Below are 20,432 nucleotides of genomic sequence, written 5' to 3'. Positions count from 1 at the left end.
AAAAGCATGCATTTAGAAATAATCACTCCGGATAAAAAGGTTTTCGAAGGTGAAGTGATCGGAGCTAAATTTCCGGGAACCAAAGGCTCGTTCGAAGTTCTGAATAACCACGCCCCGCTTATAAGCACGCTGGCTAATGGTGAACTCCGTATTACGACCACTTCTGGCTACCAGTTCTTCAATGTTGAAGGCGGAGTGGTAGAAGTGCTGAATAACAAGATTGTAGTATTGGCCGAAGCCGTTCTGAGCTAAGCCGAAGATCACTTATTTAAAAAGCCTTTCTCTTAACGGAGGAAGGCTTTTTGTGTTTAAAACGCCAAGGTCTGGGGCTGAAAAAGTGCCTTGTAGTTTAAGGCTGTTACATCGTTTTCAATTGCTTTGTAACCCATTCCAGCGCATCGAATTTATTGTAGAAGAACTTTGTAGAAGCCGAATCAACGTCAGACAACAAAGGAACTTCCATTTCCGGTTTCAGAATATGAACAATATAAAGAACACCGCTCTCCAAAACTTCCTGACTCCACTTCGACCGTATTAAATCGGTAAGAATTTCGGTGGAAGCTGAGAAAAAATCCTGAATATCATTTAGTAGGAATAAACATTCGTGCTTTTTTATAAACTCCAGGCCTTCGTTTCTCACTATCTTCGGGAGCGGTTCCTTTCCAGGTAACCGTTGTCATCTTCAAGTGGGCATGATAGCGGATCGAACAGTAAATTATTCCCAGGCTATTCTCAAAGTGCTTAAAATTAAATTCTTTTGCTTCTTCTTCCATACCGCTGGTTTTCAATTTCAGAAATGATCCATATATAAAAACGATTCTGAGCCGGAAAGTTTAACAGGTTAAATTGCCGGGAAAAATATACGAAGCATTAAAACGCTATGCTTTCATGCGCAAAAACTGTTAACCAGGCACAAGCAAAGAATTAACCGGAGACAGAAATAGGAGTTATGAGATTTCTTTCAGCTGGTTTTGTATCCATTCCACGGCATCGAGCTTGCTGGGGGAAAAGCGGATATATTTGGCAGCTTTAGCTGAAACCGGCGGCACCTCAGTGCCTTCCTTCCATACATGAATCACGTATTGTAAACCTGCCGCATGCACTTCATCGTCCCAGCTTTCTTCTAAGAATTTAGCCAATGCATCGGAAGCATTATAATAAAGATCCTGAAAGTCGTTGATCAGAAAAAGGGCATGCTTCCTTTTGATCATTTTAACTACTTCGTTTTTTACCTTTTCCAGGCCGCCTAGCTGGGCCGTGCCTTTCCAGGTTACGGTAATAGCTTTTAGCTGATCGTGGTACCTGAGGGAACAATAGATCTGCCCCAGGTTATTTTCAAAATGTTTAAAATTAAAATCCATAATTGCAGATTATGAAGTAGGTCTGTTTCGCCAAAAAAGCTAATACATAGAACGTAATTTCCGGTAATCAGGCACTCAAAAACGCTATCCTTTTACCCTGAAAAACTGCTTAACCAAATACTTTTTTTACTTCCTTTACCACCCGCTGTAAGTCTTCTTCCTGTAGATCGCTACCCGAAGGCAAACATAAACCCGACTGGAATAAATGTTCGCTTACCCGTTCGCCGTAGTATGGATAATCTTTAAAAACCGGCTGCAAATGCAGGGGTTTCCAGAGCGGACGGCTTTCTATGTTGCAGGTTTCTAAATGCAACCGGATTTTTTCCGGCGAAACGCTATTGTTCTGAAGCGTAAAAGTGCTGAGCCAGCGGTTGCTGAAATGGCCGGCCGGTTCCTGTAAGAACTGCATTTCCTCCATTCCCTGAAAGGCTTCCTGGTAAAAACTGAAATTCTCGCGGCGCTGTTTAACCCGTTTCTCCAATACCTCTAGTTGCCCGCGGCCTATGCCCGCCGAAATATTGCTGAGCCGGTAATTATACCCGATCTGTGAATGCTCGTAATGCGGCGCCGGATCTTTGGCCTGCATGGCTAAAAAACGCGCTTTTTCTACGAGTTCTTTATTCTCCGAAACCAATGCACCGCCACCCGAAGTAGTAATTATTTTATTGCCGTTGAAAGAAAAAACACCCACCTCGCCGAATTTGCCCGCCCTGCGTTTTTTATAACTCGAACCCAGGGCTTCGGCCGCATCTTCAATAACCGGTATCTCGTAACGGCGGGCAATCTCCAGCAGTTCATCCATTTTAGCCGGCATGCCATACAAATGAACCAGGATCAAAGCTTTCGGTTTTTTGCCTTTTCTGATCCGTTCCTGAATGCCCAACTCCAGAAATTCCGGGCTCATGTTCCAGGTTTCGGACTCCGAATCTATAAAAACGGGCGTAGCTCTTTGGTAAACGATCGGGTTGGCGGAGGCCGAAAAAGTGAACGACGAACACAAAACTTCATCGCCGGGGCCAACATCCAGAAGAATTAAAGCCAGGTGAATGGCCGCCGTGCCGGAAGAAAGCGCTACGGCATGCAGCACGTCCGCTTTTTCGCAGAGCTCGCGTTCAAAGCCTTCGATGTTTGGCCCAACGGGTGCTACAAAATTGTCTTCAAACGCCTTGTGAACGTAATTCAGCTCGTGGCCACCCATATGCGGCGGCGATAAAAAAATGCGGTTAGGCCGGTGTTTCATGCGTTTTTATGATGCGCGCCGGAAGCCCGGCGGCGGTGCAGTTGGCAGGCAGCGAACGGGTAACCACCGCGCCTGCGCCCACAATTGAATTTTCTCCCACTTCGAGTAACTGGATTACCGTAGCATTGGTGCCAATGTAAACTCCCCGGCTCAGTTTAACGTTCCCGGCCAGGTTTATTGCATACATCAGCGAACAAAAATCGCCGATTTCCACGTCGTGGGCCAGCGTGGAAGCCGGGCTCACCTGTACGTGTTTCCCGATCTTTACGTTGGTGGTAATTACTACGTTTTGGGCTATTACGGTGCCTTCACCAATTTCACAGCGCTGGAAAGCGCGCATTTGTACCGAAGGATGAATGAGCGTAGGGAATTTGATATTCGGATTTTCGATCTTTTCAAAGACCTGTTGTTTCCATTTGCAATTGCCAATGCCAATAACCAGGTTTAATTCCGAGCCAACTTCGTTCAGCTCTTTTACCGAACCGAGGTAAGCAAATCCGTCGATATCTTTCGTGAAACGCTGTTCGTCGTAAAAACCGGTAATGTTCCACGTGGGCTGCGCTTCGTTTATCTGCTGAATAAGCAGCGCGATCTCCCTGCCCAAACCGCCGGCGCCAAAAATTGCGATGTCTTTCATAGGCCAATCAGTATGCTTACGAAGTTAAGGCTTTTAATCGGTTTTTGCCGGCTTTCCGCTTCCCCTGAATTTTTCCATGGTAGCATGGCCTTCGGCGCTGGTTTCGTGACTCCGGAAAATCTTCCGCAGCGTTCGAAACAGGATCTTCAGATCGAGCCCAAACGAAATATGGTTTACATAGAAAAGGTCCAGCCGGAAGCGTTCTTCCCAGGTTTGCCGGTTACGCCCGTTCACCTGCGCCCAGCCGGTAATGCCCGGTTTCACGCTATGACGTTTCATTTCTTCCGGGCTGTACAACTCCAGGTATTCCACCAGAAGCGGCCGCGGACCAACCAGACTCAGATCGCCTTTGAGCACGTTAAAAAGCTGAGGCAATTCATCTAAAGACGTTTTCCGGATGAATTTTCCGAGCGGAGTGAGGCGTTCGGCATCCGGCAATAAATTTCCCTGCGCGTCGCGTTTTTCGTTCATGGTCCGGAATTTATAAATGGTGAAAATTTTTCCGTGTAATCCGGGGCGTGGTTGCTTAAAAAATACCTTCCCGTTATTGCCGAAAAACGCTATCAGAATACCCGCCAAAAGTACCGGCCACAGCAAAGCCAACAGCAGCAACGCTACTACAAAGTCAAAAGCCGGTTTCAGGAAATTTAGATACAAACAGACGTGTATTTTTAGTTTTCGAAGTTAACGGAAAACTACCGAAAACGGTAGGGAAATCAACCGGAAAAGTCAAGTAGGGCCGGGCTTGACCTGTCCGCGCATAATTGCGACAAATTATCTGATCATTCTGAGCCTGTCGAAGAAATCGAAGATCCAGCGGAGCTAAATTCCTGGTAAGTTCGGTACGCGTTAGTTCCCTCCCAAGGTCGGGAAGACCCAATAATTCCTTAAGTTGATGGCATTGGGTCTAGGCCTGTTCACAGATTATTGCGGCAAATCTTTCGATTAATTTCAAAAACTGCATTACCGTTTCAAAACTTTACGCTTTGCCGTTCAGGTTAGTCATCGGAATTTCGCAACTTTGCTTTCCAAATTTCTGCCGCATGATCTTATTTCCGAACGCCAAAATAAACATTGGTCTGAACGTAACCGAGCGCCGCCCGGATGGATTTCATAACCTGGAATCGGTTTTTTACCCGGTAAACTGGTGCGACGCCCTGGAAATTCTGCCGGCCGAAGCAATAGAATTTACCTCGTCAGGCATCCAAATTCCCGGCAACCCGGAAAGCAATTTGTGCCTGAAAGCATACCAATTACTGAAAGCCGATTTTGAAATTCCGCCGGTAAAAATGCACCTGCACAAAAACATCCCGATCGGGGCCGGATTAGGCGGTGGCTCTGCCGATGCGGCTTTTGCATTGAAAGGTTTAAACGAACTTTTCGAACTTAACTTAACGCCGGAACAACTCGAAAATTACGCCCGGAAACTCGGTGCCGATTGTGCTTTTTTCATCCGGAATAAACCGGTTTACGCGTATGCCAAAGGCGATGAATTTGAACCGGTAACCATGAATCTGAGCGGCTACAAGGTCATGATTGTTTACCCGGAAATTCACATCACCACCGCCGAAGCCTACGGAAAAATTAAACCCAAACCAGCCAAAATCCCGGTAAAAGAAGCTGTGCAAAACGCTATGGAAACCTGGCCAAAAACTGTGTTCAACGATTTTGAAACGGCGCTTTTTCCCACGTATCCAATTCTTCCGCAACTGAAAAAACAGTTTTTTGAAGCTGGTGCCAGGTACGCTTCTATGACAGGTTCGGGTTCGGCGGTTTTCGGCATTTTTCAAACTGAAATTCCGGCGGAATTAACCTTTCCCGATAATTTCAGAAGCTGGCACGGGCGCCTTTGATTTCAGCCTACGCTCATACCAGGAATCCAGGATCGGGTAAATGAAAACGGCCGCCAGGATGATTAAAGCGCCGTAATAAAAACCCATCGACATTTGCTCGCTTTCCCCGAAAATGACCCAGGCCAGCAGAATGCCGTAAACCGGCTCCAGGTTCACGGTCAGGTTCATGGCAAACGCCGAAATGCGCTGCATGAGCCGCACGCCGCCGGTATACGCATACACCGTGCAAACCAGCGTCAGGATCATGAGCCACACCCAATCCATAGTGCTCAGCGAGAAATCTAAACCTGAGTTCGAGGTAAAATAAGCCAGGTAAAGCGGAAAGAACAATACTGTAGCCAGACAAGCGCCGCCCATTTCGTAGCAGGTGATGGTGGCCGCCGGATATTTTTTGGTAAGCCGGCTGTTGATGATGGTAAAAATAGCTGCCATCAGCGCCGAGCCAACCGCCATTACAATGCCTACCGCATGGTCGAATTCAAACTGAAAGATCACATAAAGCCCGATCATGATCAGAATCGCCAGCAGAATTTCGTGCGGTTTAATTTTCTTTTTCGTGAAGATCGGTTCCAGCAAAGCGGTCCATAAACTGGCCGTAGCCAAACCCGCCAGCGAAATAGAAATGGAAGCCACCCGCGCAGAAGCAAAAAACAGAATCCAGTGCGCAGCAATTAAAAACCCAACGCCCAGCATCTGCAAAAACGGTAGGCTTCCAACCCTGAAAAGTCCGCCCCGGAATTTGATGATCAAAGCCAGCGCCGCGCAGGTGATCAGCGTACGGATAGCCACCAGCTCCACGGCCGGAATAGAAATAAGCTTGCCTAAAATGGCGGTAAATCCCCACAGGAAAATAATGAAATGTAACTCGAGAAAATCTTTTAAGCGGGGCATTGAGTTAAGGTGCTAATTATTTAAGGTGGTGATTGCTTCAGGAAATATTCCTGGCATTTTACTTGCGCCCCGAAAGCTTTCGGGAAGTCTATTAATCCTGGTGCATTTTAAAGCCTTCGAAAAACGAACAATGAATAACGATCCTACCTCGGCACAGTCTTATAAAGTACCGCACCAATCACCGAGAAGATCATAAGCGGGATCCAGGAAGCGAGCATGGGCGGAACATCGCCGACCTGTGCTAAGCTACGGCTCATAATTACGAAAATGATGAATACGAATGCCAGGGCAAAACCCAAAGCAATCTGCAAGCCCACGCCGCCGCGCGATTTCCGGGAACTCAGAATTACCCCGATAATGGTAAGCACGATAATGGCAAAAGGGTAACTGAAACGCTCGTATTTTTCGATCAGGTAAATCTCCGTATCATCGGCGCCGCGGTCTTCTTTTTCGGCAATGTAGCGGTTCAGTTCGGGCAAGGTAAACGTTTCGGAAAGGCGGTACGTGCTGGCAAAATCTTTCGGCAATAGATTCAGCGTTGTGTCTATGGCCTGCCCGTAGCTGATGGTTTCTTTTTCGCCGTTAAACGTACGGAGCGTATAATTATCGATGCGCCATTTCTTCTTTTCCGGGTTCCACGAAATTACTTCCGATGAAAGTTTGCTTTTAAGGTCAGTGCCAACAATATGTTCCAGCGCGAATTTATACCCCACGTTGGCCGTATTGTTGTAGCTTTCCATGTACACGTAACTTTCCGGACCAACCCTGATGTGAATGTTGCGCGCATCGTAGTTGAACGGATTTTTAATGTACTTGATCTCGAAAGCCACCCGCGTTTTATTCGCATTCGGAATAACCCAGCCCAGCAAAACGAATATGATGGCGCCAATAATGGTTGCCCCGATGATATAGGGTACCAGTAAACGCCGGAAACTTACGCCGCTGCTCAGAATCGCAATAATTTCGGTATGCGAAGCCAGTTTGGCCGTAACGAAAACGGTAGCAATAAACACCGTGATCGGGCTGAGCATGTTGGCGTAAAACGGGATCAGGTTGAAATAATAATCGAAGAGAACTGAGCCGATGCCTACCTTATTTTTAATAAAGTCGTCGTTCTTTTCGGTAAAGTCGATCACGCAGATAATGAGCACGCAAAGCAACACCACAAAAAAGAACGTGGTCAGGAATTTCTTCAGAATATATTTATCTAAAAGCTTCACAGTTTTTAATTAGAGATTAGAAATTAAAAATTAGAAATTATTTTCTTCTGAAATTTTTGGTCTGTGAATTCGAAATAAAAACGGTATGCTTTCGGGCTCCAAAACTCTTAACCCCAAAAACCATTTCTAATTTCTAATTCATAATTTCTAATTACAATCGTGTCATCAGTTTTTCTACCATTACGTTTTTCCAGGCGGCAAAGGTGCCGGCCAGAATTTGCTCGCGGGCTTGTTTAACCAGCCAGAGGTAGAACGTTAAATTGTGTACGCTGGCTATCATGCCGCCTAAATATTCCTGGGCGTGCATGAGGTGGCGCAAATATGCTTTGGTATAGAATGTACTGGTATAACCGCCAAGCTCCGCATCTATCGGGCTGAAATCGTCTTTCCAGCGCACATTCCGGATATTAATAATACCTTGCGTGGTGAAAAGCATGCCGTTCCGGGCGTTACGCGTTGGCAGCACGCAGTCGAACATGTCTACGCCGAGCGCAATGTTTTCCAGGATATTGGCCGGCGTGCCTACGCCCATTAAATAGCGCGGCTTGTCTTTGGGCAGAATGCTGCAAACCAGGTCGGTCATTTCGTACATCATTTCTGCCGGTTCGCCTACGCTAAGGCCGCCAATGGCATTTCCTTCACGGTTCATGCCGGCAATAAACTCCGCCGATTGCGTACGAAGATCTCTGAAAGTACTGCCCTGAACGATCGGGAATAAAGTCTGGTCATAGCCGTATTTGCCTTCGGTAGCATCGAATTGGGTGCAGCAGCGTTCGAGCCAGCGGTGCGTGCGGTGCATGGAGTTCTTGGCGTAATCGTATTCGCAAGGGTAGGGTGTGCATTCATCAAAGGCCATGATAATGTCGGCGCCGATGGTGCGTTGTGTGTCCATCACGTTTTCGGGCGTAAACAAATGCGTAGAGCCGTCCAGGTGCGATTTGAATTTTACGCCTTCCTCAATAATTTTCCGGGTGCCCGAAAGCGAGAAAACCTGGTAGCCGCCGCTATCGGTCAGAATTGGTTTATCCCAGCCGTTGAATTTATGCAGACCGCCCGCCGCTTCCAGTACGTTCAGGCCCGGACGCAGGTATAAATGGTATGTATTCCCCAGGATGATCTGCGCCTGAATATCTTCTTTCAGTTCGCGCTGGTGCACGGCTTTAACGCTGCCAGCCGTGCCCACAGGCATAAAGATCGGCGTCTGTATTTCGCCGTGCGCGGTGGTTACTTTCCCGGCGCGGGCGTTGGAACCAGAATCCTGGGCTTGAAGTTCGAATGTCATTACTTTAATTAAGAATTAAGAATTAATAATTAAGAATATCCGGTTGCCGTTCATTCAAAATTACTAATGCTTTTTATAAGCCGGCAAAGATACGAACTATGCCCGGCTTTTAGGAATTAATTGATTTTTAAGGTTGGCGATTGTTGTTTTTAGCGGTAGCTTTGATGCTTGAATTTCCCGCAAAGAATTAGTAATAGGCTGAGGCGTAGCGGTTGAAAAACGGTAGGGTTTTCAACCAAAAAACGCTTAATTATTAATTCTTAATTATTAATTAAACTAAATGTTTCCGCTTCCTTTTTCCTTAGAGAACGTACTGTTTTTGCTGTTGGCGTTTACCGTGCTGGTGCAGTTCTTTTATGCGTTTTACTATTTTCTGAGCCTGGCACTTTTTAAAAAACACCTGCCTTTCGAAACGCCCGGGTTTCCGGTTACCGTAATTGTGTGCGCGCATAACGAGTTCGAAAACCTCTTACAGCTTATTCCTAAACTCCTGAAGCAGAATTACCCCGAGTTTGAACTCATGCTGATCGATGACCGCTCCAAAGACCAGACGGGCGGTTACATGCAGCAGATCACCCAATATTACCCCAACACGCGTTTAATTTCCATTAAAAATACGCCCGCTGGTTTCAACCCGAAAAAATATGCGCTGAGCTTGGGCATAAAATCGGCCAAATACGAACACCTGCTTTTTACCGATGCCGATTGCGTGCCGCTGAGCGAGAACTGGATCTCGGAAATGATGAAAGGCTATACCAACGGCGCCGAAATTGTACTTGGTTACGGAAAATATGAACAATTGCCGGGTTTCCTTGGTTATCTTATTAAATACGAAACCTTACTTTCCGCGATGCAGTATTTGTCGTTTGCCGTAAAAGGGAAACCATACATGGGCGTCGGCCGGAATTTATCTTATACTAAATCGTGTTTTTACCGGAATAAAGGTTTTGCGTCGCACATCCGGGCTACGGGCGGCGACGACGATCTTTTTGTGCGCGATGCCGCCGCCAACAGCAAAGTAAACGTGGTGATCGGCTACGAGGCCCAAACCGAAAGCAAAGCCAAGGCAACCTGGCGCGAATGGTGGCAGCAGAAACGCCGGCACCTGAGCGCAGGCAAAAAGTATAAATTGGCAGACCGCTTCCGGATCGGAATTTTTATTTTGGCAAACATCTTATTTTACGGTCTTTCAGTCGTACTTTTGGTTATGCAGGCCAATTTGGTGTGGTTGGGAGCGATATTTGCAGGGCGCTGCCTGGTAGTTTATTCTATTTATTATCAGGCTGCAGGTAACCTAAAGGAGCGGCTTTCAGTAGTACTCATGCCGATATTAGATGCAATATATTATATCTTATATATAATGTTGTCCGTATCGGTCTTAATGTTCAAAAAAATAGCATGGAAGAAGTAAACAAACAATTTTCGGCAAAGGCCAAGCACGACTTCAAACTGATACAATCGGCGGTAGAGGAAGGCAACGAAAAAGCTTACGCCGAACTGATGCAGATCTATAAAAAGCCGGTGTACCACGTGGTACTGAAAATGGTGCGCAACCCCGACGATGCCGAAGACCTTACCATCGAAGCGTTTGCCAAGGCATTCCGTAACCTCCACAAATTCAACCCCGAATACGCTTTCAGTACCTGGCTTTTCCGCATTGCCACCAATAACTGCATCGACTTCATTCGCAAGAACAAGATCAAAACGATGAGCATCGATTCGGCCATTAAAATTGACAACGGCGACGAGATCACCATCGATTTTAAGGACAACAACCTTACCCCGCAGGAAAGCGCCATCAAAAATCAGAAGATCGAGATCATGCAATCTATCGTGGCCAAGCTTCCGGATAAATATCAGCGTCTGGTAACGCTACGTTATTTCGATGAACTTTCCTACGAAGAAATTGCTACCGAACTCAACGCCCCGCTTGGCACGGTTAAAGCCCAACTGCACCGCGCCCGCGAGTTGCTCTATGACATGGTAAAGAACAAAAAACACCTTATTTAATTAGAAATTAATTGAAGGAACGAAATTGAACCCTGGCTTCGGCCGGGGTTTTTTCGTTTAAATCCATAGCGTTTTACAATGCAGAATTTGTCCTCCTTTGGATGGGGTAGGGGGAGAACCACATTATTCGGTCATCCCGACGACATGAGGGATCTCATCAAGATGGTAGTAGCTTTTATTCTGACTATTCTACCTTCCTCAAGAGATTTCTCATTGCGTTGAAATGACAAAACGTGAAAAACCTCGCTCTACCCCCTCCAAAGGGGGACTTTTACCTGCATTATTCATTAAATTATAGAAACCAAAATTCTAATCTTCAGAATTAATTAGCACATTAGCACATTATTTCATTAGCCATTACCCACCGTGGATATCATCAAAAAATACTTCCCTGAAATAACCGAACAGCAGCAGGAGAAATTCGCCCGCCTGAACGAACTCTATAAAGACTGGAACGCGAAGATCAACGTGGTTTCCCGGAAAGATATCGACGAATTGCCTACGCGCCACATTCTGCATTCACTCGGCATTGCCAAAGTCATTCAGTTTCCGGCCAACACGCACGTGCTCGATGTGGGAACTGGCGGCGGTTTACCGGGTTTGCCTTTAGCCATCATGTTTCCGGAAGTAAAATTTCACCTGGTAGATTCTATCGGTAAAAAAATACACGTAGTGCAAAGCATTGCCGACGAACTGAAACTGCACAACGTAACGGCACAGCAGATCCGTGCTGAACAATTGCCAGACCGCTACGATTACATTGTAAGCCGCGCCGTAGCCCGGTTAGCCGAATTTTACCAGTGGATCCAGTTCAGCTTCAAGAAAACCGATGCACCCAATCACGGCCTTTACTACCTGAAAGGCGGCGACCTGACCGAAGAAATTGCTGAATCGGGTTTAGTTACCGAATTGTTCGATCTGAAAAATTATTTCGAAGAAGATTTTTTCGATACCAAGAAAGTTGTTTTTGTGCCTTCGATAGGGAAAGAACGGTAGGGATTTGACATTAAAAATTCGTAGGGTCCACCTAGTGGGCAATGCGGTCAACTAATGAAAATTTCCTTCAAATTATCTGGTCATCCTGAGCTTATCGAAGGAACTAACGCAGAATTACAAGGGAATTTTGAGCGAAGAGCGATAAATTCCTACCGCTCAAGGATTCAGATTAGCTTTCGTGCGGGTTCGGTACGCGTTAGATCCCTCGACAAGCTCGGGATGACCATATAAATCTCTTAAATGAATGGCATGTGGCAACAACCCCGCATATATGGCACATTCCTGATTTTATTTCAGTATTAAATTACAGACCAAAAACGCTATCATTTCCATCCCAAAAAGTCACTAAAAAAGCCGGAACGATCCATTCCGGCTTTTGCATTTCAAAAAACAGAAGTTTTATTTCTTTCTTTTTCGTTGAATAAACCAAACCACTGCGCCTAATGCTACCAGGGCCAGCACTAATCCTCCAATTTTGCTCCAGTTAAAAGGGTGCGCAATGGTTCCGGTGCGGGTAATATCCGAATCTACGGCGCGCATGGTAATTTTGTCAGTACCTTTAATTTCGACTTTCGCGCTGCCCAAACCATCTGTAAAATCTACCGGAAGCATATGGCCGTTAATCTCGAAAAGCAGTTTGCCTTTAACGTTTGCGTCCTGCTTTTTTTCGGCATCGAGTGCCCGGATGTTGATGATATAAACGTCCGGCTGATCGGTAGTGATGGCGGAAACGAATTCAAAATCCTGAACGGTAATGTAATCGGGCATTTTGAAGGTATATTCGTTGCGGTCTTTTTTCTCTACCGGAATTTCCTGCTGGGCAAAAACGGCAGTGAACGCAAAAAACGGTATCAGAAAGGCAGCAAAAAGTTTTTTCATAATCAGGGGTTGAAGGCTTTAAAAAAGCGGCGAAAGCAAGGCAAATTTACAAATTTATGCCGGAACTTCGGCAGTCAGGAATTGCATGGCGCGTTGCTCGGAATAATAAATGCCTTTAGCAAAATCCAGGGCAAAACCCACGTGGCCGCCGTTTTTCGGCATCTCTAAAAACAAATTCGGGTTTTCTTCTGCTTCTTTTACCGGGAAACATTGTGGTGATAAAAACGGATCGTTCTGCGCATTTACCAGTAAGGTTGGGATCTGAATAGAGGGCAAATAAGCCAGCGAACTGCATTGCGCATAATAATCGTCGGCATTGGCAAAGCCGTGCAGCGGCGCGGTAAACCGGTCATCAAAGGCCTGAAAATCGCGCACCAGGTGGTAATCCGAAAGATCGAGCGTGCCGTTGGCAATGGGAATTTTCTGTTCCAGTTTCAGGCGCAGCGAATTCAGGAAGCGGCGTAAATAAATGCGGTTTTCGGGCCGGGAAATTTGCAGGGCCGAGCTTTTTAAATGACAGGGAACCGAAAAAACGGCGGCTCTTTTCACTTCTGCAGGCACTTTTTCCGGCGCTTCGCCCAAGTATTTTAAGGTAATGTTGCCGCCTGCGCTAAAGCCCGTAAGGTAAACCGTTTCATACTTTTTCTGTTTCAAAGCATAGCGAATTACCAGGTCCAGATCCTGCGTGGCGCCCAAATGGTAGGAACTCAAAAGCTGGTTCGGTTCGCCGCTGCAACTCCGGTAATTCCAGGCCAGTGCATCCATGCCGGCGTTATGGGCCGCTTTCACCATCCCTTTTACGTAAGGCCGGTGCGCATCGCCTTCCAGGCCGTGCGAAACGATGAGCAATTGCTTTGATCCTATTACCAACCAATCCAGGTCCAGGAAATCACGGTCGGGCGTGGAAATTCGTTCGCGGGTGTAGTTTACGCCGCTTACTTTGCGCAGCATGCTGGGCAGAATGGTTTGCAAATGCTTGTTGAACTGGTAAAAAGGCGGCGAAAAAACGGGGGTAGGCAGAACCGGCATAAACTACAAATAAGCCGCAAATTTACGGAAAAACGCTATCAGCGGGCAGGTAAAAAGTCAGGGTTGTTTACGAATTCCGGGTCGGTAAGGGTATTCAGGAAGGCGATCAGTTTCGTTTTTTCGGATTCGGTTAAGGCAATTCCCGGCATGGGGTTTTTCTGCAACTCCGCATCTAAAGTAGCCGATTTTTTTACGCCGGAATTATAATGTTCCAATACTTCGGCCAGGGTTTTAAAGCGGCCATCGTGCATGTAAGGTGCTGTTAAAGCAATGTTGCGCAGGGTAGGGGTTTTGTATTTGCCAATGTCTGCGGGCTTTTCAGAAATACGGCCACGGCCCCAGGCTACGGCTTCAAAATCATCGGGAAAGGTGTTATCCAGGCCGTTATTATGGTAGGCAAAATCGGTGAAAAAGTCGGTGGCGTGGCAACTGCTGCATTTCTGCTGAAATATAGTTAAGCCTTCCAATTCCTGCTCATCGAGTTTTCCGCCTTCCTTCCGCACGTATTTATCGTATCGGGAATTGGCTGAAATCAACGTGCGTTGAAACTGCGCCAGCGCCCGCGTAAGGGTAATGGTAGAAATGGAATCCTGCGGGAAAGCAGCTTTGAAAAGAGGTGCGTATTCAGGGTTGTTTTTGAGTTCGGTTACCAGTTCGTTCAGGTCCTGGCCCATTTCGTCTTCATGTTTCAGGGGCCCGAAATTAAGCGATTCCAGGTCCTTGGCGCCGCCATCCCAGAACCAGCCTTTGTGCCAGGCCAGGTTTTGCAAAGTGGGCGCGTTGCGGTGCAGGGCTTTGCCGGAAACGCCAAGCGTTCCTAAAGCCAGCCCATCGGTAAAGGCTTTTTGCGGCGCGTGGCAGGTAGCGCAGGAAATTTTATTGTTAGCCGAAAGCGTTGGGTCGTAAAATAATTTTCGGCCCAGCAGAATGCCTTCGCGGGTAAACGGATTTCTGTCCGGAAACGGTACCGTTTTCCCCAGGTTTTCCGGAGCCGTAACGGTAAAAGGTTCGGGGGCCGGTTCGGGCAAACGGTTTTCGGGTTTGGTGCAGGCCGAAACCACCACCAAACCCGAAAACCATAATATTTGCCGAAACCGTATCATTTTAATGCAAAAAACTAGTGCCCGTGAATATGGTCGATCCGGAACATGGCAGCATAATTATCTGCTACTTTTAAGCTGCTGGCCGCATGTTGGGGCGTGCCATCTATGCGCGGTTCGGTTTTTACATCCAGAATGTTCGGGCCGCCGAAAATGGTTTTAACGTTGGCGTGAATGTGAATTTTAGGGCTATGCTCCGGGTTAACCAGCATTTTTGGCGTTGAGGCCGGAAAATCCAACTCTATCGTGCGGCTGTTGTAGTCTTTGCCGATTTCATAAAACAAACCTTCGAAAGTTTTGCTGGCCGGGTTGTAATACATGCCGTTTAAATTCAGGAACATATAACCCGTGCTCCATTCCCAGGTCATGTGGTTGCTGATCGTCAGGTCGCCTACGGCATTATTTATGCTTTTATTGCGCAACGAATCTACGCCTACCATAAAACGCAGCCTGGTGTATTCGCCGGCCGGAATGTTTGGTAAAATAACTTTCTCCCGCACTTTCTGATCCGTATTTTCAATTAAATAATAGCTGTCGGGCACTTTGTAAACACTGCCATCGGCTTTTAGTAATTCTACGTTCGAAACAAAATACAGCATGCTCCCTACGGCCACCGAATCGCCGTGCTGATTTACGTAGGCTTTGTTTCTTGTAAAATCTTCCGTGCCAAAACGGCTGTCGAATTCCAGTTCTACGGAGGCGGATTTAGCCGGTTCTTCCGGCACCACTTTCTTGTCATCGTCGTCGTTGTCGCAGGCGCTGAGCAGCAGGCCGGCCGCTAATAGCAGAAAGGAGTATTTTTTCATCGCGTTTATTGGTTTTCAGCGTTTATTGTTGCTTTACTTCGATCAGGCTAAACATGCCATCGCTGTAGTTTTCGGCAACTTTAGCAGCGTTCGGGCCGCCCATTACGTTCGTAATTAAGTTGAAATCAATAACGTTCGGGCTTTCCAGCAGGGCATTGGCATCTACCCGGATGTTGGCATTAAAAGCTTTGTCCGGAGCAAATGTTACGTCGCCGGTTATCGGGAAGGTAACGATTTTATAATTGACGTTGTGGCCCACGTGCAGCACCACGGCCCGGTTATCGGCAGCGTTTGGCTTCATATTATTGCCTTCGAATTTCAGGAAAACGTAACCGGTATTCCAGTTCCAGGCCATATCGTTGTTCGGATTCAGGTCGCCGGGCTGGTCAAGGCTCAGGTTAGCGGCCGAATCAATGCCGATGGCAAAAGAAATACGATCGTATTTTTTAGCCGGCACATTATTCAGCGTAAAGCTGGTCTTGTTTTCAGTGGGATTAATTAAATGGTAACTGTCCTTTTCCTTGAAAACTTCGCCGTTCTCAGAATTGGTTAAGGTTACGTTGCTGATGTAGTATTTCAGGAGCGTAACGTTGTATTTATTGCCGGCTGCATTGGTGTATTCCTTGCTGTTGAATTCCAGCGGCTGGCCATCTACCTCGTGGCTGAAATTTACCACCATGCGAGGATCGTTAACCACTGGCGGAGCAGGCTGCGGTTCCGGATCTTCACCGCAACTCAGCGACATGAACACGAAAGAGAACGGCAAAGCCAAAGCGAGCAAGCGGGAAAAGCGGCGGGGTGTTTTCATGGTAGTAGTTTTATATGAATGAAGATGATTACTTAGATTTTTTCGACGGATCAGCGAAATTTGGGAACGGATCGGAAAATTCCGGATTGGTTACAAACTTTTCGTCGGTAAGCGTTTTGAGGAAAGCGATGATCTGCTGTTTCTCCCGGGCCGTTAAGCCCAGGCCCTTCACCGGGTCGTGGTTGTTGCTGGCCCCGGAAATTTCCGGGTCCAGGTTCGGGCTGTTTCTTACCACGTGTTCGTTGTAATGGTCCAGCACTTCTTCCAGGGTTTTAAAGCGGCCATCGTGCATGTAAGGCGCTGTAAGGGCAATATTGCGCAGCGTGGTAGCCTTAAATTTGCCTTCGTCGAAACGGTTGCCGGTGATGCCGCCTTTGCCCGGATCTTTAAAGGTCAAATCCAGGCCGTTATTGGTAATTACCTGGGTGGTGAAAAGGTCGCCGCCGTGGCAGTGCATGCAGTCGGCGCCGCGCATACTGTTTGGGTCCGGGTGGTTGTTGAAAAGCACAAAACCTTTGTATTCATCGTCCGAGAAAATGGCTTTGGAATTGTCTTTGGTCTTGTCGTACTCTTTCTTGAAGGCATCGTAGCGCGAATCGGCCGAGATCAGGGTTCTTTCGAACTGCGCGAGGGCTTTCAGAATATTTTCTTCGGTAATTTTTTCGTTGCCAAAAGCGCGGCGGAACAAAGGCGGGTAATGCGCAGAATTCTGCAGTTTCCGGGCCGCCTGTTGCATGTTCTGGTGCATTTCTACCTGGCTTTCTATGGGAATGCGGGCCTGCTGCTCCAGGGTTTTGGCGCCGCCATCCCAGGTGTAGCTGGTGCTCCAGGCCATATTTACCAGGCTCATGGAATTTCGGGTGCCCGGTTTGCCGTCTATTCCTAAGCTAACCGCGTTGCTGCCGTCGGTAAAGGCGTGTTTCTGCTGGTGACAGGTACCGCACGACATGGAATTGTCGCCCGATAATTTCTTTTCATAAAACAGCATCCGGCCCAGTTGCACGCCTTCCACGGTAGTCGGGTTATCGGCCGGAATTACCGGTTTGCCGAAACTCTTAGGCGCGTTCAGTTCAAGTGCGGTGGTGCCGGGTATCGTTTCCGCTTCCGGTTTGCAGCCAAAAGCCAGCACTGCCAGGAGCGAAAAGAAAGTTATGCGTTGTTTCATACGAAGTTAACAGCGGGATGACAGTTTTTAAAAGCAACTTAAATTTAAGGCTTTAAGTTTATATTTGCTAGCAATTCGGCTTTAATAAGGAGGTCGTAAAATTTTGTAGAAAGGTTGCTTTGCTATTTAAAAATTAACTTCCTATATTTGCAGACTCATTTGAAAACCGAAATTTAATTTTTGAAAATAAGTAACCATGGCTAATCATAAGTCGGCATTAAAAAGAATCAGAGCAAACGAAAAGAAACGTCTTCTGAACCGTTATCAGGCAAAATCTACCCGTACTGTAGTTAAAAGACTGCGTGCTACGAACGATAAAAATGAAGCAGTTGAGCTTTTCAAAACCGCTTCTTCTATGCTGGACCGTTTGGCTAAGAAAAACATCATTCACAAAAACAAAGCTGGTAACACCAAGTCTAAACTGGCTAAATTTGTGAACAAACTGGCTGCTTAATTTTAAGCTTCCCGTAGTTTTACAAAACGCTATCATTTTACCGGCAAAAGTAAGGCTTCCTGATTAAGGGAAAGAAATTGCCGGATTCCGGAAATGAAAATATAAAGCCTGATCGTGCAAACGGTCAGGCTTCTTTTCGTTTTTAGTTTTTCAGGTTCAGAAGATAGTATTTATGATCGCAGTTGAACCAGATTAAAGGCTTTCGCGGCTTATTTTGAGTTTTGCAGCCGAAAAGCATAGCGTTTTGGTTTAAAATGCAGGTTTTTATTTCCTTTATAGCGTTACAAAATTCTGAAAGTTGAAAAGCGCTACCCAAAACGCATAAAAAAGTCGGGCCAATTGCTTAGCCCGACTTTTTTGCTTTCAAAGTATAGCGTTTTGCTACACAATGCTCAGTTTAATCATGTTGGTTTTCTTGTGTGCGTTGGTTGGCATGCCCGAGGTGCTGATGAAAACGTCGCCGGGTTTTACGTGTTTGGTCGCTACTAAAAGGCGTTTAATATCCACCACGGTTTCGTCGGTAGTAGATACGCTGAATTTATTGTAGTAGAAACCGCGCACGCCCCAGAGTAAATTCAGTACGTTCAGCAGGCGGCGGTTATCGGTAAAAATGAACAGGTTGGCTTTAGGGCGGTGTTTGGCCAGCTGAAAAGCCGTGTAACCCGATTTGGAAAGGCCAACAATGGCAACGGCATCGGTATCGCGGGCCAGGTTTACGGCGTTGGCTACAATGCTGTCGTTATAGAACGTTTCAGATTGCGGGTTGAAAACAAAATTCCGGTGAAAGATATCGGCATGTTTTTCCACGCTCTGAATGGTTTTGTTCATGCTCCGGATGGTTTCTACCGGGTATTGCCCCGAAGCTGTTTCGGCACTCAGCATTAAGGCATCCGCTCCATCCATTACCGCGTTGGCAATGTCGTTGGTTTCGGCGCGGGTAGGGCGGGGGGCTGAGATCATGCTTTCCATCATCTGGGTGGCAATAATTACCGGCCGGCCGGCCGAATTGGCGCGTTCCACCAGGTCTTTCTGGATCATAGGCACTTCTTCCATGCCTACTTCCACGCCCAGGTCGCCGCGTGCCACCATTATGGCATCGCAAACCTGCACAATGCCATCGATGTTTTTAATGGCTTCCGGCTTTTCGATCTTGGCAATAATTTTGGTTTCCTTCCCGCGGGCTTCAATTATCTCTCGCAGGGTTACAATGTCTTCTACCTTGCGCACAAAAGACAGCGCCACCCATTCTACGTCGTGCTCCAAGCCAAATTCCAGGTCCCGCAGGTCTTTTTCGGTAAGCGAAGGCGCGGAAACTTTGCTGTGTGGCAGGTTTATGCCCTTGCGGGGTTTTACGGTGCCGCCATAAATCACATCGGCGGTTACTTCGGTTTCGTGGTCGGTATCTACCACGCGCAGCTCAATTTTGCCATCGTCTATCAGAATGGCATCGCCTACGCGCACATCTTTGGCCATATCTTTATAAATGGTGGAAAGCCGGCCCGGCACGCTGGGTACGTTATCGCACACAATTTTCAGCCGCTGCCCGGGTATAATTTCCAGGCTGCCGCCCTCAATATCGCCTAAACGGATCTTCGGGCCCTGCAGGTCCTGCATCAGGCAGATGTTCATTTTGTGCTCTTTATTGATCTCACGCACGAACCTGATCACCTTCAGGTGGTCTTCGTGGGTGCCGTGCGAAAAATTAAGCCGGAAAACGTCTACACCTTCTTCTATTAAGGCGATCAGCATTTCCTTGGTATTGGTGGACGGGCCAACCGTGGCAATTATTTTGGTTTTATTGAAGTTGATCTGCATTCGGTTAAAAAATGAGGTTGTCTTTAAACTGCAGCGCGTTTGGGTCGAACTGTTTTACGTATTGCACCAGCGGCACCAGGTTAAATTTGCGGATAAGTTCCTGCGAGCAAAATTTATCGTAAGCTCCTGTGATCTGTACTACATAATCGTATTCTTTAATATCCGGCACCAGAAACGGTTTTTTGAGCGTGCTCAGGTCTACGGATTTATTGCGGAAAAGGCGAATGGAATAATGATCGTTGCGGTGCAGGTAGTTGGAAATAACCAGCCGGCCCTTGCTTATAAAGTCGAAGCAAAGGTCTTTTTGTTTGATGAGCCGCAGGTTAAAGCATTGATTAATAGCCCAGGCCAACGTGTATTCCTTGCTCGAAGATACAATGCCATACAGCTCAAAGTCGTATTCGTAATCAAGGTCCAGACGAAGGGTTTTCATAGGCAGATATTAAAATATAAAACGGTATCTTTCGGGGCATTAAAAGTAATAACCTTCCCGGCCATTCGGGAGTAAATGCCCGAAAACATTTATCCACAAACAATATCCACAAACTAATAAAGTAAATTTGTTTGCGAATATTTTATTTAATCCATTTATTTGCATTTAGTTTTAAACCCAATAGTAAGAAAATGTCAGAAATCGCAGAAAAAGTAAAAGCAATTATCATCGATAAGTTAGGTGTTGAGGAGTCTGAAGTTACTCCTGAGGCAAGCTTCACCAACGATCTGGGTGCCGATTCCCTGGATACTGTAGAGCTTATCATGGAATTTGAAAAGGAATTCAACGTTTCTATTCCGGATGATCAGGCTGAGAACATTGGTACTGTTGGTCAGGCGATCAGCTACCTGGAAGAGCACGCCAAGTAGTTCTCTTTTTTTTATTGCAATACTG

The 20,432-nt window shown here is 46.7% G+C and carries 23 protein-coding genes; 7 read left to right on the top strand and 16 right to left on the bottom strand.

Annotation, left to right across the window (positions count from 1 at the left end; translation table 11 throughout):
* Positions 1-6 precede the first annotated feature (6 nt).
* The gene (atpC, locus tag I5M27_RS18170) at positions 7-252 is read left to right on the top strand and encodes an ATP synthase F1 subunit epsilon (RefSeq protein WP_200507817.1); all 246 of its coding nucleotides are present in this window, start codon (positions 7-9) and stop codon (positions 250-252) included.
* 329 nt (positions 253-581) lie between these two features.
* On the opposite strand, the gene I5M27_RS18165 is transcribed toward atpC, so the two are convergent.
* The 5 genes from I5M27_RS18165 to I5M27_RS18145 all read right to left on the bottom strand — a co-directional run bounded on the left by I5M27_RS18165 (position 582) and on the right by I5M27_RS18145 (position 3,895).
* Entirely contained in the window at positions 582-773 is a 192-nt protein-coding gene (locus tag I5M27_RS18165; RefSeq protein WP_200507816.1) for a hypothetical protein, read from the bottom strand.
* A 174-nt stretch (positions 774-947) separates the two neighbouring features.
* Positions 948-1,361, bottom strand: a complete 414-nt coding sequence (locus tag I5M27_RS18160; RefSeq protein WP_200507815.1) for a hypothetical protein — start codon at positions 1,359-1,361, stop codon at positions 948-950.
* 109 nt (positions 1,362-1,470) lie between these two features.
* Positions 1,471-2,601: a DegT/DnrJ/EryC1/StrS family aminotransferase gene (locus I5M27_RS18155; protein WP_200507814.1), complete on the bottom strand. Its 1,131-nt coding sequence runs from the start codon at positions 2,599-2,601 to the stop codon at positions 1,471-1,473.
* Positions 2,585-3,238 (bottom strand): acetyltransferase, encoded by a 654-nt coding sequence (locus I5M27_RS18150; protein ID WP_200507813.1) that lies wholly within the window; start codon positions 3,236-3,238, stop codon positions 2,585-2,587. The genes I5M27_RS18155 and I5M27_RS18150 overlap by 17 nt, the downstream gene beginning before the upstream one ends.
* Positions 3,239-3,271: 33 nt before the next feature.
* A complete protein-coding gene (locus I5M27_RS18145) occupies positions 3,272-3,895 on the bottom strand; it encodes a sugar transferase (protein WP_200507812.1) in 624 nt (207 codons plus the stop codon).
* Positions 3,896-4,281: 386 nt separating this feature from the next.
* Between I5M27_RS18145 and ispE the strand changes: the two genes are divergently transcribed.
* On the top strand, positions 4,282-5,091 hold the full coding sequence (gene ispE, locus I5M27_RS18140; protein ID WP_200507811.1) for a 4-(cytidine 5'-diphospho)-2-C-methyl-D-erythritol kinase: 810 nt from the start codon (positions 4,282-4,284) through the stop codon (positions 5,089-5,091).
* Here the strand turns inward: ispE and I5M27_RS18135 are convergent.
* From I5M27_RS18135 to tgt, 3 genes are all read right to left on the bottom strand, one after another.
* Positions 5,047-5,982 carry a DMT family transporter gene (locus I5M27_RS18135; protein WP_200507810.1) on the bottom strand — a complete coding sequence of 312 codons (936 nt, stop codon included), beginning with the start codon at positions 5,980-5,982 and terminating at the stop codon, positions 5,047-5,049. The genes ispE and I5M27_RS18135 overlap by 45 nt on opposite strands.
* Before the next feature lie 143 nt (positions 5,983-6,125).
* A complete protein-coding gene (locus I5M27_RS18130; protein ID WP_200507809.1) occupies positions 6,126-7,202 on the bottom strand; it encodes an LptF/LptG family permease in 1,077 nt (358 codons plus the stop codon).
* 151 nt (positions 7,203-7,353) lie between these two features.
* Complete coding sequence (tgt, locus tag I5M27_RS18125; protein ID WP_200507808.1) at positions 7,354-8,484, bottom strand: tRNA guanosine(34) transglycosylase Tgt; 1,131 nt, start codon at positions 8,482-8,484, stop codon at positions 7,354-7,356.
* A 280-nt stretch (positions 8,485-8,764) separates the two neighbouring features.
* Between tgt and I5M27_RS18120 the strand changes: the two genes are divergently transcribed.
* From I5M27_RS18120 to rsmG, 3 genes are all read left to right on the top strand, one after another.
* Positions 8,765-9,895, top strand: coding sequence for a glycosyltransferase (locus I5M27_RS18120; RefSeq protein WP_200507807.1), 1,131 nt, complete (start codon positions 8,765-8,767; stop codon positions 9,893-9,895).
* Entirely contained in the window at positions 9,883-10,494 is a 612-nt protein-coding gene (locus I5M27_RS18115) for an RNA polymerase sigma factor (RefSeq protein WP_200507806.1), read from the top strand. Before I5M27_RS18120 ends, I5M27_RS18115 begins: the two co-directional genes overlap by 13 nt.
* 366 nt (positions 10,495-10,860) lie before the next feature.
* A complete protein-coding gene (rsmG, locus tag I5M27_RS18110) occupies positions 10,861-11,490 on the top strand; it encodes a 16S rRNA (guanine(527)-N(7))-methyltransferase RsmG (protein WP_200507805.1) in 630 nt (209 codons plus the stop codon).
* 399 nt (positions 11,491-11,889) lie between these two features.
* On the opposite strand, the gene I5M27_RS18105 is transcribed toward rsmG, so the two are convergent.
* The 6 genes from I5M27_RS18105 to I5M27_RS18080 are packed head-to-tail and all read right to left on the bottom strand — an operon-like array spanning position 11,890 to position 17,277.
* The gene (locus tag I5M27_RS18105; protein WP_200507804.1) at positions 11,890-12,369 is read right to left on the bottom strand and encodes a hypothetical protein; all 480 of its coding nucleotides are present in this window, start codon (positions 12,367-12,369) and stop codon (positions 11,890-11,892) included.
* Positions 12,370-12,423: 54 nt separating this feature from the next.
* Complete coding sequence (locus I5M27_RS18100) at positions 12,424-13,398, bottom strand: YheT family hydrolase (RefSeq protein ID WP_200507803.1); 975 nt, start codon at positions 13,396-13,398, stop codon at positions 12,424-12,426.
* Between the two features lie 38 nt (positions 13,399-13,436).
* Positions 13,437-14,501, bottom strand: a complete 1,065-nt coding sequence (locus tag I5M27_RS18095; protein ID WP_234462598.1) for a cytochrome-c peroxidase — start codon at positions 14,499-14,501, stop codon at positions 13,437-13,439.
* A gap of 14 nt (positions 14,502-14,515) precedes the next feature.
* Complete coding sequence (locus I5M27_RS18090; RefSeq protein WP_200507802.1) at positions 14,516-15,304, bottom strand: MbnP family protein; 789 nt, start codon at positions 15,302-15,304, stop codon at positions 14,516-14,518.
* A 22-nt stretch (positions 15,305-15,326) separates the two neighbouring features.
* Positions 15,327-16,112 carry an MbnP family protein gene (locus tag I5M27_RS18085; RefSeq protein WP_200507801.1) on the bottom strand — a complete coding sequence of 262 codons (786 nt, stop codon included), beginning with the start codon at positions 16,110-16,112 and terminating at the stop codon, positions 15,327-15,329.
* A gap of 28 nt (positions 16,113-16,140) precedes the next feature.
* A complete protein-coding gene (locus tag I5M27_RS18080) occupies positions 16,141-17,277 on the bottom strand; it encodes a cytochrome-c peroxidase (RefSeq protein WP_200507800.1) in 1,137 nt (378 codons plus the stop codon).
* Between the two features lie 196 nt (positions 17,278-17,473).
* Here I5M27_RS18080 and rpsT point away from each other — a divergent pair, with 196 nt between their 5' ends.
* Entirely contained in the window at positions 17,474-17,731 is a 258-nt protein-coding gene (gene rpsT, locus I5M27_RS18075; RefSeq protein WP_200507799.1) for a 30S ribosomal protein S20, read from the top strand.
* A gap of 381 nt (positions 17,732-18,112) precedes the next feature.
* Here rpsT and pyk read toward each other — a convergent pair whose 3' ends face one another.
* Both pyk and I5M27_RS18065 read right to left on the bottom strand, forming a co-directional pair.
* Positions 18,113-19,546: a pyruvate kinase gene (pyk, locus tag I5M27_RS18070; RefSeq protein ID WP_200507798.1), complete on the bottom strand. Its 1,434-nt coding sequence runs from the start codon at positions 19,544-19,546 to the stop codon at positions 18,113-18,115.
* A gap of 4 nt (positions 19,547-19,550) precedes the next feature.
* Entirely contained in the window at positions 19,551-19,979 is a 429-nt protein-coding gene (locus I5M27_RS18065; protein ID WP_200507797.1) for an IPExxxVDY family protein, read from the bottom strand.
* A 191-nt stretch (positions 19,980-20,170) separates the two neighbouring features.
* Here I5M27_RS18065 and I5M27_RS18060 point away from each other — a divergent pair, with 191 nt between their 5' ends.
* Entirely contained in the window at positions 20,171-20,407 is a 237-nt protein-coding gene (locus I5M27_RS18060) for an acyl carrier protein (protein WP_026462992.1), read from the top strand.
* Positions 20,408-20,432: the final 25 nt, after the last annotated feature.

It is taken from the genome of Adhaeribacter terrigena (assembly GCF_016623615.1).
Lineage (GTDB): Bacteria > Bacteroidota > Bacteroidia > Cytophagales > Hymenobacteraceae > Adhaeribacter_A > Adhaeribacter_A terrigena.
The sequence above is the reverse complement of the archived record's forward strand: the minus strand, read 5'-3'. Positions and strand labels throughout refer to the sequence as shown.